This is a genomic window from Urbifossiella limnaea (assembly GCF_007747215.1).
Lineage (GTDB): Bacteria > Planctomycetota > Planctomycetia > Gemmatales > Gemmataceae > Urbifossiella > Urbifossiella limnaea.
On sequence record NZ_CP036273.1, the window covers coordinates 3788772 to 3804198 of the forward strand.

A 15427-nucleotide genomic window follows, 5' to 3' on the forward strand; every position below is an offset into this window, starting at 1 on the left:
CGCGTGTTAGGATGCGCGGGGTGACGGCGGGAACCCGCGAATGACGGGGAAACGCTCGGCCGGGCGGCCGGGATCGCGCACGATCGGTCAGTCCGGCACACGCGCGCTAATCACTTGTTCGGCGGCGGAGGGCGCTCGATGCGTGAAGGCGACTTCGAGGTGCTGCCGGCCGGCGAGATGCGGGCCAAGTACGGCCTCACTGCCGAGAACCGGCCGACCCTCACGCTCGACCCGTCGGCCGTCCCGCCGGGGCTGCGTCACCTGATTCCGCTCGCCGAGCAGTTCGGCGTCAGCGATGATCTGATCCGCGAGGACATCGTGGCCAAGACGCCGGCCGCGGAGCTGGCCGCCATGCAGGTAGCGGTCGAGGCTCACCCCGACGCCTTCGACGAGTGGCTGGCCGGGCCGGAAGCGGACGGGCCGCGGTTCTCGCCCGAGTACATCGCGTTCAGTTGCCTCCGCATGGCCGCCGACGGGATGTAGCCCAGACGCCGAACCAGGCGCTGCAGCAGACGGCGGGGGCGTGTCGGCTTTTCGAGGTCGTAGCTCACTCGGCCCCCGCCGCTGCTGAGCTGGGTCGTTCGGCCACCGGAGGGCTTCGGGTTATGCGGTCACGGCCGAGTTTGGCGCGGCAACTCGCTGCCGGAGCGATCATGGCCGGAGGCGCGGGGTACGTCGCTGCTGTCAAACTGACTCGCGAGGGGGAGGTCGTCCTCTCCACCGCCTGGCTCGCGGGTGTGCTGCCGAACTTGGTCTGCGCGGCTGTTGTCCCGCTCGCCCCGCTCCTCTCCCGCCGATTGCTTAGTGGCCGAGACTTCCTCTGGATGACGTTGTTCACTGCGATCGGGCTGTGCTTGTACGAGTTCACGCAGGTGTGGATGCCGCGCAGAACGTTCGATTGGGACGATGTGGTGGCGACGGCCGTCGGTGCGATGGTGGCCTTGGTGCTCGGCGCGGGATTCTTCCTCCTCACGGGCAGAAAGAGCGCCGAACCAACTGCTGCACCTGACCCGGCGGGCAGATAGGTTTTCTGCGGCGTCCAGCACACCGCGCCCGCCGGGCAGGTGAGCAGGGTCGTTCAGAGGTCACCCCGCGGCCAACTTCGCGGCGATGCCGGCGACGTGCTTGCCCTGTGCCCGTGCGACGGCGAGGTCGTTCGCCGTCGGCTGGCGCTCGCCCTTCGGGCCGGAGATGGTGCTCGCGCCGTACGGCGTGCCGCCGCCCACGGCGTCGAGGTTCGTCAGCTCCGGCACGCTGTACGGCACGCCGACGATCACCATCCCCATGTGGTAGAAGTACGTCGAGAGCGTCAGCAGCGTCGTCTCCTGGCCGCCGTGCTGGCTCGCCGTCGAGGTGAACGCGCTGCCGACCTTGCCGATGAGCGCCCCGCTCACCCACTGGCCGCCGGTGTTGTCCAGGAACCCCCGCATCTGCGCCGGCACCGACCCGAACCGCGTCGGGGCGCCGAGCACGATCGCGTCCGCCTCCTGCAGCTTCCGCGGGTCGGCCAGGGGAACGTGGGCGAACGCCTTCTGCGCGTCGGCCGCGCCCATCTTCGCCAGCACGTCGTCGGGGAGCGTCTCGGCGACGCGAAGGAGTTGCACGTCGGCCCCGGCGGCGCGGGCGCCCTCGGCCACCGCCTCGGCCAGCTTCCAGACGTGGCCGTAGGTGCTGTAGAAGATCACGTGAACTTTCGCGGCCATGATCGATCTCACGGGTGAAGCGGGGGAAAAAGCAAGGCCCGGGGACAGCCGTCCCCGGGCCTTCGGGATCGTCGATGTTACTCGGTGACGGCCGGGGCGTCCCAGTGGACGCGGAACTCGACGGCGTCCACGTCCTTGTCCCGCGGCAGCAGCAGCACGTACATCACCTTGCGGCGGGCGTCCCACCGGGACACGTAGTTGCGGGCCGGGACGCGGCTCGACAGGTGCGGCGTCTTGCCGTTCGGGGCGTCGGGGATGGCCACCTCGGCGAACGCCAGCGGCACCAGCGTGCGGCCCTCGTCCTCGCCCTCGAACGAGTACAGGCCCGCGAGCCGACCGCCGGGGTACATCTCGGCCCGGTACGGCATCACCTCCGTCGGCGGGTACTTCGACTCCGGCAGCTTCATGGTGATGCTCGACTTCGTCGCCGTCGTCTGCAGCCGCGGCATGGCGTCCTTGGCCGGCGTCGGCGTCGGCAGCTTGGCGAGGGGGTCGCCCCACAGCGCGAACGTCCACGCGGCGCGGCGGTTCGCCCCGCCCAGCCGGGCGTCGCCGCCGAGCCGGACTTCCTTCAGCTCGGCGTACATCAGCATGTAGTTCATGGCGTGCCGCATGGCCTGGCCGACGGACATGCCGTCGTAGGCGAGGGCGTCGGAGAACGCCAGCACGTACGCACCGCCGGAGCCGCTGAACATGCGGTTCGGGGTGCCGATCACGGCCACGGCGCCGCGGTCCAGCAGCGGCCCGGCCACCTGGGCGTTCAGCTCGGCGCAGCTCTGGATGAAGGCGATCGACGGCCGCATCGGGTCCTGGAACCGGCCCACGCCGAACCGCCCGCGGACGGTGCCGTTGTGCCCCTCCCAGATGAAGTAGTCGTTCTCCGTCATCGCCTGCCGGGCCTGCGTCTCGGTCAGGGTGAACCGGCCGAACATGCTCGTCACCTTGCACCCGGCGTTCTCCATCTCGCGGCCGGTGTTGCGGGAGAAGGTTTCGAGCAGCCGCAGCCCGTCGCCGGGGTTGCTGCTGATGAACACCCTGGGCTGCGACTTCGTCTCGTTCAGCATCTTCGACCGCGCGAGCATGAGCGGCACGCCGGCGCGGTCGGGGTTGAAGATGCGGCCCGACGGCACGGTGATGAGGGTGTGCTTCTTCGTCGGGATCCACGGCTCCACGTCCACCGAGTCGCCGTCCTTGCCGGCGGTCGGGTTGCGGCGCTTGGCCTGCGGGATGGCGTCCGGGTCGGCGACGACGAGCATCTGGTCGACGGTCCGGGCGTCCGGGCTCTCGAGGGCGGCGTTGAACACCTTCTCGGAGTTCATGCCTTCCTCGTCGGTCAGGATCAGCGGCGCCTTGCGGAGGGTGGACACCCACGGGGCGAACACGCCGCAGCCGTCCACGTCGCCGGGCGAGGCGAGCACCCACAGCCGCGGCGGGCCGGACTTCGCCAGCTCGCGCCGGTGCGCCGCGTCCACGGCCGAGGCGTCGGCCAGTCGCACGACTTCGATGCCACCCACCTTCGTCACCGCGGCAGCCGCCGCGCCGACGGCGTAGGCCTGGCGAACGCCCTTCGCCTCGGCCAGTTCCTTGAACCCGCGCATCGGCTCGTCGCCGTCGCGCATCACGAACAGCGGCACCCGCATCGCCCCGGCCAGCGCGGCGGCGCGGAACAGTTCCTCACCCGAGTCCGCGGACACGACGACGCAGCGGCCGACCCCGGCGGGGGCCAGCGACCAGGCGAACGCCACGGGGTCGCGCGACGCCTTCGCGGGGTCGAGCACGGGGGCGCCGACGCCCCAGCGGCGGATCGGGTCCACGGTCGGCGGGAAGCGGCCGACCATCTGCACGGTCGCGGGGCGGGTGGCGTCGAAGAACAGCTTGACGGACGTGCGCGCCTTCGGCGTGTCCATCAGGAACGTGGTGTCGGGCTTGAACGCGGCGGCGGCCACGCTCAGGGTCATCAGGTCGGGGTTCGGCATCTCGCCGGCGAGGATGACGGAGCCGGCGCGGGGCCGGTCGTCGGCCTCCGGCTGGGCGGACGCCCGCGGCGCGGGGCCGAGGAGCAGAGCCCCGGCGAACAGCGCCACCCACGGGCGGCGGACTCGGCAACGCATGGTGGTTCCCCGCTAGCGACGGCCCCGCTCCCGGTCGATCCGCTCCAGGGGCGGGAGCAGCCCCTGGGCGTTGGAGATTTGGATGGCCAGCCCCGGGCGTGCGTTCGCCTCCAGGAGCAGCGGCCCGCGCGTGCTGTCGAGCACGATGTCGACGCCGATGTACCCCATGCCGACGGCCCGGCTCACCTTCCGGCTCATGTCGAGAATCTGCGGCCAGTACGGCACCTCGAACCCGATCACGCTCTCGCCCGTGTCCGGGTGCTTCTCGGCCTTCCGGTTCTTCAGCACGGCGTGGTGCGTGACGCCGGTCGCCAGGTCCACGCCGGCGCCGATCGCCCCCTGGTGCAGGTTCGCGCGCCCGCCGCTCGCCCGGGTCGGCAGCCGCAGCATCGCCATGACGGGGTGCTCGCGGTAGACGATGACGCGGATGTCGGCCGTGCCCTGGAAGCTGATTTTACCCAGAACCGGGTGCGGCACAACTCGCTGTTGAATAAGAGCCTCGTCCTCGGAGCCGCCGAGCGAGAACAGCCCCGAGATGATTCCGGAGATGTGCTGCTCGATCTCCTCCAGCGTCATCACCTGGCCGTTGTGCCGGACGAAGCCGTCGTTCTTGCGGCCGGTGACGACCAGAACCCCCCGGCCGGCGGCCCCGCGGCACGGCTTGATGACGAAGTCGTTGTGCCCGCCGAGGAGCCGCGGCAGGTGGTGCAGCGACCCGTGCGACAGCAGCGCCGCGAACAGGTCCGGCGTCGGCACGCCGATCTTCTGACAGAGTTCGTGCATGGCCCGCTTGCCGTCCACGAGCGGAAAGCAGCGCCGCGGATTCCAGTCGAGGATTCGCTCGGTGTTGCGGGCGTTCATGCCCAGCACGCCGGCCCGGCGCAGCCCCTTCCACCGCCGCCACCACGAAATCATGTCTTCCCCCCGACGGGGGCGGCGGCGGGGAGCGCCGGCACTTCGGCCGTCTTGGCGGGGGCCGCCTCGGCGGTGCCGTTGCCGACGTGCGGCGCCTTCGCCGCCTGGAGCTCGATCACGTCCTGGAAGCGGTACAACTCGGTGAGGCGGTAGCCGGTGTACCGGCCGAGCAGCAGTGTGACCGCGACCACCACCATCAACGTTTCGGGGAAGCGGAAGAACCAGCGGCTCACGGCTTCCGGCCCCACGGCGAGCGCCACGGCCACGGCGACGAACACGGTTCCCATCAATGTTTTGAACGCCGACCAGGTGCCGTCCTCCACCTCGACCGTCCAGAACCGCTCGACCATGTGCGTGAGGATGACCAGCGGGAACAGCGCGACGTACCCGGTGATGTGAACCCCGGCGCGGGCCGTGAGGATCACCACGGTCAGGAGAAAGACGCAGACCATCGTCAGCAGGATGGCGGTGCGCGGGATCATCAGCAGGCTGTAGCGGTCGAGTACCTTGCGGAACACCCAGCCGACGACGACCGTGCCGGCGAAGATGCCGAGCCCCCACGGCAGGGCGCGCGTGTCGCGGAAGATCAGCCCCAGCAGCGCCGGGGTGAACACGCCGAACGTCTTGGTGCCGACCACGACGCGGAAGAAGCCGACGACCAGCGCCGCCAGCGGCATCACGAGCACGAACCGCACGAGGTGCTGCTCGGCCGGCGGCAGCGACGCGAACGAGATCGCCCGCCAGAACGCCCGCATCGGCGGGTCGTCGGCAGCGGCCCGGTCCACCAGCGGCTCGGCCAGCACCGTCACCTTCGGGTCGGCACCCGGGCCGCGGACCAGCGGCTCGTCGTCGAGGCGGACCACGAGGTATGTCTGCGGCCAGTTGCGGTGGCCGTAGTGGCCGAACGTCGGGTCGGCAGGCAGCCACCGCCCGGCGTCCGAGTCCTGGATCCAGGCCTCGGCCCAGCGGTGGATCGCCGGCGGGGCGTCGTCGTGGAGGTTGATCGCGGTCACGACGCGGGCCGGAATCTCGCGGGCGCGGCACAGCGCCACCAGCAGCCGGGCGCGGCCGGAGGCGTCGCCACCTTTCATGTAGCAGTCGAGCGCCGAGCCGGAGCCGTCGGTGTCGCGGAAGCGCAACCCGCGGACGTGCTCGAGGAACGCGCGGAGCTGGTCCTGCTTGGTGGCCTGCCCGCTCGCCAGCTCCCGGGCCAGGTCGAGGATGTCCGGGTGGTTGCACTCGATTCGGGCTGTCGCCGCGAGGGTGTGATCCTTCTCCGGGTTCAGCTTGTTGTCCAGCCGGTCGCCGGACTTCATGGCGTCGTTCGGGTGGAACGCCCCGAGCGTGCAGCGGAACCGCTGCGTCACCACGAACGGCTGAGCCCCCGCCCCGGCCATCGGGTTCGCGGTCGGCTTGAGCGTCGTCTTGCGGTCGGGTCGGTCCTTGGCGGCGGCGGCACGGCCCTCGTGGGCGGACAGTTCCTCGCTCTCGTAACTCTCGTCGTAGACGTGCTGGCGGCGGAACGAGGGCGGGTTGGAAAGCTCGACGCGGAACGGCTTCCCGGGCATCGACTCGCCGCGGGCAGTGAGCGTCACCTCCCAGCGGGACGTGCCGGGTGAGCCTCCCACGTCGACGCCGCCGGTCGCGTAGCGCGAGATGGTTACGCAGGCCGCCAGGCCGACGATCACCAGCGCGGTTACGGCCGTCAGCCGGGTCCGGGACATCGCCATGCCGTCCTCGAAATACCGGAACCGGTCCCGGCCGGCGGGGTTCAAAAGGGTGGAGAGGTGTGACTAGCCCCTTTCCAACCCCGCCGCCCTGATGTTACCATTACCGTCAACTGTCGGGAACCCACCCCCGCAACTTCGTTCTGAACGCCATGCGAACCCCGACCGTTGCCGCCGGAGTCGTGCTGATCGTTGCGCTCGCCGCCGCGCCGGCACCGGCCACGGACGAAATCCCGGCGTGGGCCAGCAACCGCGACGACCGGATGCCGCAGGACCGGGCCGACCACCTCTCGAAGCTCGGTGTCCTCGGCTGGCACCGATCAGGGGTTCGCGGCGAGGGCGTGACCATTGCGGTCCTCGACAGCGGATGGCGTGGGTACCGGGACCAGATCGGCAAATCGTTGCCCACCGGCCTGCTCGCCCGCTCGGCCCGGCTCGACGCCAACATGGAGTACAAGGACAGCCAGCACGGCATCCTGTGCGGCGAGGTCGCGCACGCCATCGCCCCGGGCGCCCGCATGCTTATTGCCAATTGGGACGCCGACCGACCGGAATCATTTCTCGACGCCGTGCGCTGGGCGAAGGCCCAGGGGGCGACGATCGTCACCTGCTCGGTGGTGAAGCCGAGCTGGAGCGACGGGGAGGGTAACGGGCCGGTCCACCGGAAACTAACAGAAATTCTCGGCGACGGCACGAAGCCGGGCGACGTGCTGTTTTTCTCGTGCGCCGGCAACACGGCCCAGCGACACTGGGCCGGCCAGTTCGAGCCCGGCCCCGACGGCTACCACCGCTGGTCCGACAAGGGGCCGGTCAACGGCGTGTCCCCCTGGGGGACGGAACGGGTGTACCTGGAGATGTGTTGGTCCGACCCGGACGCGAAGTACGTCCTCGAAGTCATCGACCCGACCACCGGGCTACCCGCACCGGACGTGACCTACAAGGAGCGGACGGAGCCGAAGAGTGTGTCGGCCCGGTTCACGCCGGCCGGTTACCCGCAACAGTACGCCCTGCGGGTGAAGCAGACAGCCGGCAAGGCCGGCCGGTTCCACATGAATTCGCTGTACGCCTACCTCGACGAGTGCCGCCTGGCCGGCAGCATCCCCTTCCCCGGCGACGGGCCGGAGGTGATTACGGTCGGGGCCGTGAATCACGAGTGGACACGCACCTCTTACTCGGCGTGCGGCCCGAACTCGAAGCAGCCGAAGCCGGACGTGGTGGCGCCGGTGCCGTTCGGAACGTACATCCGGTGGTCGCCCTTTAGCGGCACGTCCTGTGCCACGCCGCAGGCGGCGGCCGTGGCGGCCCTGTGCTGGGCGCGGCACCCGCACTGGACGGCGGCGCAGGTGCGGCAGTACGTCACGACACGCGCCCTCGACCTGGGCAGTCCCGGCCACGACTGTGAGACCGGGTACGGGGCGGTCTGCCTGCCGCCGCTGGCTCCGGCGCCGCGGCTGCTGATGCGCTAAATGGGATCACACGCCGAGCCGGCCCCGTCAGGGGTCGGAGCCCGCGGGCTCCGACCCCTGACGGGGCCGGCTCGGCTGGTCACCAACTCACTTCAACTCCGCCCGCTCCAGCGGCGTGTTCGCCGGCCCCTGGATCACCTTGCCGCGCGGGTCGAACCGCGAGCCGTGTGCCGGGCAGTCCCAGGTCTTCTCGGCGTCGTTCCACTGCACGACGGCCCCGAGGTGCGGGCACGTTGCCGAGCAGGCGTGCAGCTTCCCGTCGTCCGACCGGTACACCGCCAGCTTCTTCAGCCCCGACCGCACGACCGCCCCGCAGCCGCGCTTCACCTCGTCGGCCGAACTCACGTCGCCGCCGCTGAGCCACGCGGCGTACTGGAGGGCCACGTCGGCGTTCTCCTGCACAAACTCGCCGGCGGCCTTCAGCGGCGTGCGACCAGGGTCGAACACTTCCTGCCACGGGTGCGAACCCGCGGCGATGAGCGCCGGCAGTAGGATGCCCGCGATGGTGCCGTGCGTCATCCCCATGCCCGAGTCGCCGGTCACGACGTGGACGTTCGTGTCGCCCGGGTTGCGGCCGATGTGCCCGAGGCCGTCCAGCGTTTCGAGCACCTGCCCGGCCCAGCGGTGCGTCACCTCACCGGCCTGCGGGAAGTGCTGCCGCGCCCACGATTCGAGCCTGGCGAACCGCTCGTCGCCGTCGTTCGCGTGGCCGGTCTTGTGGTCCTCGCCGCCGACGACCAGCGTGTCGAACCCGGCCGCGTCCGGTTTCCCCGCCTGGCGGACGTAGTGGTACGGGTCGATCGTGTCCCACACCAGCGCGTCGGGCACGTCCGACAGCTTCGCCCGCAGCCCGACGACGTACGTCATGTACGGGAACTGCTTGGTGTGGAGCGCGAAGCGGTCGTTGAACGGCGAGTTGGTCGCCACCACCACGGCGTTCGCCCGCAACTCGCCGCCGCGGACCTTCACCCTGCACGGCGTGCCGTCCTCGACCGACTCCGCGCGGGCGTTCGTGACGATGGTGCCGCCCAGCCTCACCACCGCCCGCGCCAGCCCGCCGAGGTAGGCCATCGGCTCGAACCGGGCCTGCCGGGGGAAGCGCAGGCAGTGCCCGCCACCGAACGCCGGGGCGACCTGCCGCGCCTCGAACTCGACGCCGAGCTTCCGGGCCGCATCGGCCTCGCGGTCCAGCAGGTCGTGATCCTTCTCGGACGCGGCGACGAGGTAGCCGTCGAGCCGCTTGAAGCCGCAGTCGATCCCCTCGCGGCTGGCGGTCTCCTGGATGAAGTCGATCGCCGCGGCGTGGGCCTGGACGCCGAGCCGCGCGGCGTCTTCGCCGCGGACACGAATCAGCTGGTGGTAGCGGTCGTCGAGCACGGAGGCGAGGTGCGCGGTGGTGACGGAGGTCATGCCGCTGCCGATGCCACGCGCTTCGAGCACCACAACGCGCTGGCCGAGGCGGGCCAGCGAGTAAGCGACGGACAGACCTGCGATCCCGGCTCCGATCACGCACACGTCGGCGGCGGCGGGGACGGGGGCGTGGTACGCGGAGTCGTCACGGACTTCTTGCCAGACGCAAGAGGTGGAAGGCATGGGAACCTCACGGGTCGGGGGCGACCGATGAGGGAAGGAACGGTGCAATTCGCTCGCCGGGGCGTGAGGCGAACCGCCGCATCTACGCCGTTGCCAACTCCGCCGCGTCCGCGATCTCCAGTAGTCGCAGCAGCCGACGCCGTTCTCGCTCCACGTCGACGCCGGCGGCGCTCGCCGCCAGCGACTCAACGAACCCGACGCGCAGGTCACGCAGCTGGACGTACAGGCGCACCCGTTCGTCGGGCGTCAGGTCGCGGGCCAGTTCCACGAGCCGCGCGTCGGGAGCCGTCACCACGGCCCGCAGCTCCACGCGGCCTGCTCGGTCGCGGAACTGGCTGGCGAACCCCGGGGGCAGCACGATCACGAGGCGCTCCCGCTCGGGACCGCGGCACCGGGCCGCCCGCTGCGGGTGAAGTCGCGCAGCGCCTCGAACAGCTCGGCGAGTGCGACCGGCTTCGTGAAGTGAAGGTCGAACCCGCTGTCGGCCATCCGCTCCAGTGAGGGGTAGTCGCCGAGGGCCGTCAGCGCCACGAGCAGCATGTCGCCGCCGCCGGGCTCGGTGCGGAAGCGGCGGGCCAGTTCGTTGCCGTCGATCCCCGGCATGGTGATGTCGAGGACGCACGCCTGCGGGCGAAAGCCCGGCGCCCGCGCGAGTGCCTTCTCGCCGTCGGTGGCGGTCTGAACGTCGTAGCCGTTGAGCGTCAGGAGCGTGCCGAGGGATTCGGCCGTGTCGGGGTGGTCGTCCACGCACAGCACGCGGAGCGGAGCGGCGGTCATAGGCGGTCACCGAAAGTGGGACAGTGGACCGCCCGCGAATCAGCAACCGGCGTGCCACCCCGCCCCGCCGCTGGCCGACTCGCCAGTCCCGGCTATCGTCCCGGCCCCCCTATTTTGCCCCGGACAGAATCCAGTTGCGGATGACAGCCTTCTCGGCGTCGCTGAGTGCCTCCTTGCCGGCCGGCGGCATCGTTCCGTCCTCGATGCTCTGCCACACGGTCCCGGTCTTCAGGTCGCCGGGCTTCACGCCGGGGCCGTTGTCGCCCCCCTTCAGGATCGTCTTTAGCGAGCGCAGGTCGAGGTCGCCCTTGACCCCCTTGCTGTCGCCGTGGCAGATGTTGCACTTCGACTTGAAGATCGGCAGCACCTCCTTCACGAACAGTACCTCTTTCGCCATCGGCGTCGGGGGCGGTTCCGGAGTCTTCTTCGGCTCCGGCGTCTTGACCACCACTTCCGGGGTCTTCTTCGGCTCCGGCATCGGCACCACTTCGGGGGCCTTCTTCGGCTCCGGCGGCTTCGCCTCGGGCGCCTTCTTCGGCTCCGGCGTCAGCTCCTTCTTCGGTTCCGGGTTCGCTTCCGGCGGCGGCAGCGTGACCTTCTCGGGGATTGTCGGCGCCGTCGCGGCGGCCTGCTCGACGGGCCGCGGCCGCTGGTTACCAGTCCACACGCCGAAGCAGAACGCGAGTAAAACCATGGCGCCGTAGCCGCCCCACCAGCCGAGGCGGGCGCCGGACGGGAACGGCTCCGTCTGGTCGAGGATGTCGTCGGGGCCGGGGCGGGACATGGTGCGGTCCTGGCGGGGGGGACACTCCGAAGGTAGCACCCAGACCGGGGGGTTGTCACCGGGAAAGCAGCCCGACACTGCGGCCGAGTTTTTCGGATACGCTCTGGCGGCCGCGGGCGCCGAGGTTATACTGGTGAGAGATTGCCCCCGCCTGGCGCCCTCCTCCCGCGCCTGACCGATAGCTCGGCCCGCCTGGAGCATCCGCATGCCGCTCCGCCCCACCTTCGCCCTCGCCGCGCTCGCGGCCCTGTCCGGCTCCGCCCGTGCCGACTCACCCACCGCCGCGACACCGGTTCACACCGCGATCGACCACTACGTCGACGACGCGATCAAGGCCGCCGGCGTGGCCCCCGCCCCACAGGCCGACGACGCCACGTTCGTCCGCCGGCTCACACTCGACCTCGTCGGCCGCATCCCCACCCCCGCCGAGGCCAGCGCCTACGTCAAGGCCGCCGACGCCGACAAGCGGGCGAAGCTCGTGGACCGCCTGCTCGCCTCGCCCGGATTCGCCCGGCACCAGGCCGCGCAGTTCGAGGCGATGCTCAACCCCGAGGGCGGCGGCCGCCGTAGCGGGGCGCTCGGCGAGTACCTCCGCACGGCCCTGGCCGCCGGTAAGAGCTGGGAACGGATGTACCGCGAGTTGATGCTGCCCGACGAGGCCGACGCCACCATGAAGGGCGCCGCCGACTTCCTCAAGAGCCGGGTCACCGACACCGACAAGCTCACCAACGACGTGAGCGTCAGCTTCTTCGGGGTGAACGTCAGCTGTGCCCAGTGCCACGACCACCCGCTGGTGAAGGACTGGACGCAGGACCACTTCTACGGGATGAAGGCGTTCCTGGTCCGCACCTACGACGCCGGCGGCTCCCTCGCAGAGCGCGGCTTCGGGCAGGTGAAGTACAAGGCGAACAAGGGGCCGGAAAAGCTCGCCCCGATGATGTTCCTCACCGGCGCGAAGCTGGACGACGCCACCGCCCGCGAGATGACCAAGGACGAGCAGAAGAAGGAAAAGGAACTCATCGAGCAGGCCAAGAAGGACAAGAAGGCGCCGCCGCGGCCCGCGTTCAGCGCCCGCGCCAAGCTGGTCGAGGTGTCGCTGAAGGAGGGCAACGCCGACTTCTTCTCGCGGTCGGTCGTCAACCGGATGTGGCACCGCTACTTCGGCAGCGGCCTCGTCAACCCGCTCGACCAGATGCACAGCGAGAACCCGCCGAGCCACCCGGAGCTACTGGCGTGGCTGGCGAAGGACACCGCCTCACACGGCTACGACCTGAAGCGCCTGATCCGTGGCATCGTCATGAGCCAGGCGTACAGCCGTAGCAGCCGCTACCCGACGGAGGCGACGCCCGACCGCAAGTTGTTCGCGGTCGCGCAGCTGAAGCCGTTCACGCCCCTGCAACTGTCCACGTCGCTGAAGATCGCCGCGGCCGACCCGGCGCAGTTCGAGGGGAAGAAGGCCGGCGACTTGGAGAAGACGCTGGAGCAACTGGAGAGCAGCGGCCGCGGCTTCGCGTCGCTCATTGCCGTGCCGACGGACAACTTTCAGGTCGGCGTCGGCGAGGCGCTGCTGTTCACGAACGGCGACCGCGTGGCGAAGGAGTTCCTGACCGACAACGGCGTGCTGGCGAGGGCCAAGGGGCTGACCGACAAGAAGGCCGCCGTCGCTCTCCTGGTCCGCAGTGCCTACGGTCGTGAGCCCACCGCCGCAGAGAGCACCGCCCTCGTGGCCTACGTCGAGAATCGCGCCGACCGGCTCCCCGAGGCCTACCGCCAGGTGCTGTGGGCGCTCGTGACCGGCCCCGAATTCCGCTTCGTGTACTGAACCCCGAACACACCCCGCTCCGGAGTCTGTCGATGAATCCGAAGTTCTTCTGCGGGTCCGCCGCCCACCGGCTCAACCGGCGCGGCTTCCTCGGGGCCGCCGCCGCGGCCGGGGTCGCCGCCGACATGACCGGCCTGAGCGTCCTCGGCTCGCCGGCCCTGGCCGCCGACCTGCGCCGCACCAACAAGCGCGTCATCCTTCTGTGGCTCGCCGGCGGCGCCAGCCAGCTGGAAACCTTCGACCCGAAGCCGGGCGCGACCACTGGCGGCCCGTTCCGGGCGATTCAGACTGACGTGCCGGGCACGCAGATCTCCGAGCTGATGCCGAAGATGGCGACGCGGATGAAGGACGTGTGCCTCGTCCGCGGCCTGAACACCCGCAACGGCGACCACGGCAGCGGCGCCAAGCTGATGATGCGGGGCCGCCGCGACGAGGCCAACCTCCGCTACCCCGACCTGGGCGCGGTCGTGGCCCGCGAGATGGGCCGGCCCGACAGCCAGGTGCCCGACTACGTGACCTTCTACACGCAGACCGAAGGCCGCGGCATGGCCCCCGGCGACAGCGGCTTCCTCGGCGCCCGCTACGCCCCGATGGAACTCACGACGAACAACACGCCCGAGTTCATCCGCCGCCTCGACTCGATCAGCGAGACCGACCACCGCGAGCGGGCCGAACTGCGCGACATGCTCGGCCGCGACTTCGTCCGCGGCCGCACGTCGGACACGCTCGGCAGCCACGCCGAGGCGTACGGCCGCGTTCGCGGCATCATGGGGAGCGAGCGGCTGTTCGACGTGTCGCAGGAGAGTCAGGCCACCCGCGACAAGTACGGCCCGACGCAGTTCGGCCAGCAGGCACTGATCGCCCGCCGGCTCGTGGAGGCCGGCGTCCCCTTCGTACGCGTCGCCCGGGCGTGGTGGGACAGCCACGGCCAGAACTTCGAGACGCACCAGGAGATGGTGCCCGAGCTCGACCACGTCATGGCGACGCTCATCGACGACCTGAAGGAACGCGGCCTGCGTGACGACGTGATGGTCATCACGCTCGCCGAGTTCGGCCGCACCCCGGGGATTAACGCCAGCCTCGGCCGTGACCACTTTGCGGCCGCCTGGAGCATGACGATGACGGGCGCGAACGCGAAGGGCGGCGCCGTGTGGGGCCGCACCGACCCGCGCGGCAACACGGTGACGCACGAGGAGGTGAACGCGGCGAACCTGTTCGCCACGATCTACGCCGCCCTCGGCATCAACCCGCACAAGAACTACTACGTCGGCAGCCGCCCGATCCCGCTCGTGGACCCGGGCGCCGACCCGATCGCGGCGCTCATCAAGTAATCCCGTCGAACGACTCGTTAGGCCGGGGCGCAAGCCCCGGTGCGGCCTCCCCGGCATTGACGACCCGCCGGGGCTTGCGCCCCGGCCTAACGAGTCCACCCGAACAACCAGCGTGCCGGTAACACCGCTCACCCCACCCCCGAGCACCCATGCCGACCCCCAGCCCCGAATCGTTCCGCCAGTCGGCCGACCACAACCGCCCCGTCATCAACCTCGCCGTGGCCCTCGGCGACCGGCCGGGCCGCGCCTTCTTCGGCTGCTCCGACTTCAAGGTGTACGAGGCCGACCTCGCCGCCCAGAAGGTCGAGTTCAAGGAACTTCACGCCGCGCACCAGAGCTACGTCACCGGCGTGGCTTTCGCGTCGGGCGCGGTCGTGTCCGGCGGGTACGACGGCAAGCTGGTGTGGTGGAGCACCGCCGACAGCCGGGTCATCCGCACCGTGGATGCGCACGCGAAGTGGGTCCGCAAGGTGATCGCATCGCCGGACGGCACACTCGTCGCCAGCGTCGCCGACGACATGGTCTGCAAGCTGTGGAACGCCCAGACCGGCGCCCTGGTGAAGGAGCTCCGCGGCCACGCCGAGCGGACGCCGCAGCACTTCCCGTCGATGCTCTACAGCGTGTGCTTCTCGCACGACGGCCGCAAGCTCGCCACCTGCGACAAGCTCGGCAAGGTGGTTCTGTGGGACACCGCGAGCGGCAACCAGCTCGGCGCCGTCGAGAGCCCGGGGATGTACACCTGGGACCAGGTGCAGCGACTCCACTCGATCGGCGGCGCGCGGGCGGTGGCGTTCAGCCCGGACGGCACCTACCTGGCCGTGGGCGGCATCGGCAAGATCGGCAACATTGACCACCTGGAGGGGAAGGCCCGCGTGGAGGTGTTCACCGTGGCCGACGGGAAGTCGCACTGGGTGTGGGAGAGCGACAAGTATCGCGGCCTGATGAACCGGCTGGCGTTCGCCCCGGACGGCTCGTGGCTGCTCGCGGCCGGCGGCGCCGGCGAAGGGCACTTCGAGTTCCTGGACGTGGCCGGCAAGCGTGCGAAGCGGCAGGACAAGCTGACGATGCACACCCACGACTTCGCCCACAGCGCGGACTGGGGTACCGTGGTGTACGCAGGGCACAACCGCGTGGTGGTTCACAAGACGGGTAGCTGAGTTGCCGCTAGCGGCGTCGCACCCGCGGTGCATCGCCGCTA

14 protein-coding genes are annotated in these 15427 nt (G+C 70.5%); 6 read left to right on the plus strand and 8 right to left on the minus strand.

All coding sequences use genetic code 11. The features are described 5' to 3' along the window. Positions 1-138: 138 nt before the first annotated feature. Together ETAA1_RS15530 and ETAA1_RS15535 are read left to right on the plus strand one after the other, a co-directional pair. Positions 139-483 (plus strand): hypothetical protein, encoded by a 345-nt coding sequence (locus ETAA1_RS15530; protein ID WP_145239971.1) that lies wholly within the window; start codon positions 139-141, stop codon positions 481-483. 170 nt (positions 484-653) lie between these two features. Further along, positions 654-1025 carry a VanZ family protein gene (locus ETAA1_RS15535; protein WP_202920921.1) on the plus strand — a complete coding sequence of 124 codons (372 nt, stop codon included), beginning with the start codon at positions 654-656 and terminating at the stop codon, positions 1023-1025. Positions 1026-1085: 60 nt separating this feature from the next. On the opposite strand, the gene wrbA is transcribed toward ETAA1_RS15535, so the two are convergent. The 4 genes from wrbA to ETAA1_RS15555 form a co-directional block, all read right to left on the minus strand. Beyond that, positions 1086-1703, minus strand: a complete 618-nt coding sequence (gene wrbA / locus ETAA1_RS15540) for an NAD(P)H:quinone oxidoreductase (protein ID WP_145239975.1) — start codon at positions 1701-1703, stop codon at positions 1086-1088. Positions 1704-1780: 77 nt separating this feature from the next. Beyond that, positions 1781-3814 (minus strand): C25 family cysteine peptidase, encoded by a 2034-nt coding sequence (locus ETAA1_RS15545; RefSeq protein WP_145239977.1) that lies wholly within the window; start codon positions 3812-3814, stop codon positions 1781-1783. Between the two features lie 12 nt (positions 3815-3826). Continuing rightward, entirely contained in the window at positions 3827-4729 is a 903-nt protein-coding gene (locus ETAA1_RS15550; protein WP_145239979.1) for an alpha-L-glutamate ligase-like protein, read from the minus strand. Beyond that, positions 4726-6453 carry a 7TM domain-containing protein gene (locus ETAA1_RS15555; RefSeq protein WP_202920922.1) on the minus strand — a complete coding sequence of 576 codons (1728 nt, stop codon included), beginning with the start codon at positions 6451-6453 and terminating at the stop codon, positions 4726-4728. Before ETAA1_RS15555 ends, ETAA1_RS15550 begins: the two co-directional genes overlap by 4 nt. A 155-nt stretch (positions 6454-6608) precedes the next feature. Here ETAA1_RS15555 and ETAA1_RS15560 point away from each other — a divergent pair, with 155 nt between their 5' ends. Continuing rightward, complete coding sequence (locus tag ETAA1_RS15560; protein ID WP_145239983.1) at positions 6609-7922, plus strand: S8 family serine peptidase; 1314 nt, start codon at positions 6609-6611, stop codon at positions 7920-7922. 87 nt (positions 7923-8009) lie between these two features. Here ETAA1_RS15560 and ETAA1_RS15565 read toward each other — a convergent pair whose 3' ends face one another. The 4 genes from ETAA1_RS15565 to ETAA1_RS31960 form a co-directional block, all read right to left on the minus strand. After that, the gene (locus tag ETAA1_RS15565; protein WP_145239985.1) at positions 8010-9515 is read right to left on the minus strand and encodes an FAD-dependent oxidoreductase; all 1506 of its coding nucleotides are present in this window, start codon (positions 9513-9515) and stop codon (positions 8010-8012) included. An 82-nt stretch (positions 9516-9597) separates the two neighbouring features. Beyond that, positions 9598-9879: a hypothetical protein gene (locus ETAA1_RS15570; RefSeq protein ID WP_145239987.1), complete on the minus strand. Its 282-nt coding sequence runs from the start codon at positions 9877-9879 to the stop codon at positions 9598-9600. Then, positions 9876-10292, minus strand: coding sequence for a response regulator (locus tag ETAA1_RS15575; protein WP_145239989.1), 417 nt, complete (start codon positions 10290-10292; stop codon positions 9876-9878). Before ETAA1_RS15575 ends, ETAA1_RS15570 begins: the two co-directional genes overlap by 4 nt. A 109-nt stretch (positions 10293-10401) precedes the next feature. Beyond that, positions 10402-11076, minus strand: coding sequence for a c-type cytochrome domain-containing protein (locus ETAA1_RS31960; RefSeq protein ID WP_202920923.1), 675 nt, complete (start codon positions 11074-11076; stop codon positions 10402-10404). Between the two features lie 205 nt (positions 11077-11281). Here ETAA1_RS31960 and ETAA1_RS15590 point away from each other — a divergent pair, with 205 nt between their 5' ends. From ETAA1_RS15590 to ETAA1_RS15600, 3 genes are all read left to right on the plus strand, one after another. Beyond that, positions 11282-12898: a DUF1549 domain-containing protein gene (locus ETAA1_RS15590; protein WP_145239995.1), complete on the plus strand. Its 1617-nt coding sequence runs from the start codon at positions 11282-11284 to the stop codon at positions 12896-12898. A gap of 32 nt (positions 12899-12930) precedes the next feature. After that, the gene (locus tag ETAA1_RS15595; RefSeq protein ID WP_145239997.1) at positions 12931-14229 is read left to right on the plus strand and encodes a DUF1501 domain-containing protein; all 1299 of its coding nucleotides are present in this window, start codon (positions 12931-12933) and stop codon (positions 14227-14229) included. A 149-nt stretch (positions 14230-14378) separates the two neighbouring features. Then, positions 14379-15386 (plus strand): WD40 repeat domain-containing protein, encoded by a 1008-nt coding sequence (locus ETAA1_RS15600; protein ID WP_145239999.1) that lies wholly within the window; start codon positions 14379-14381, stop codon positions 15384-15386. Positions 15387-15427 lie beyond the last annotated feature (41 nt).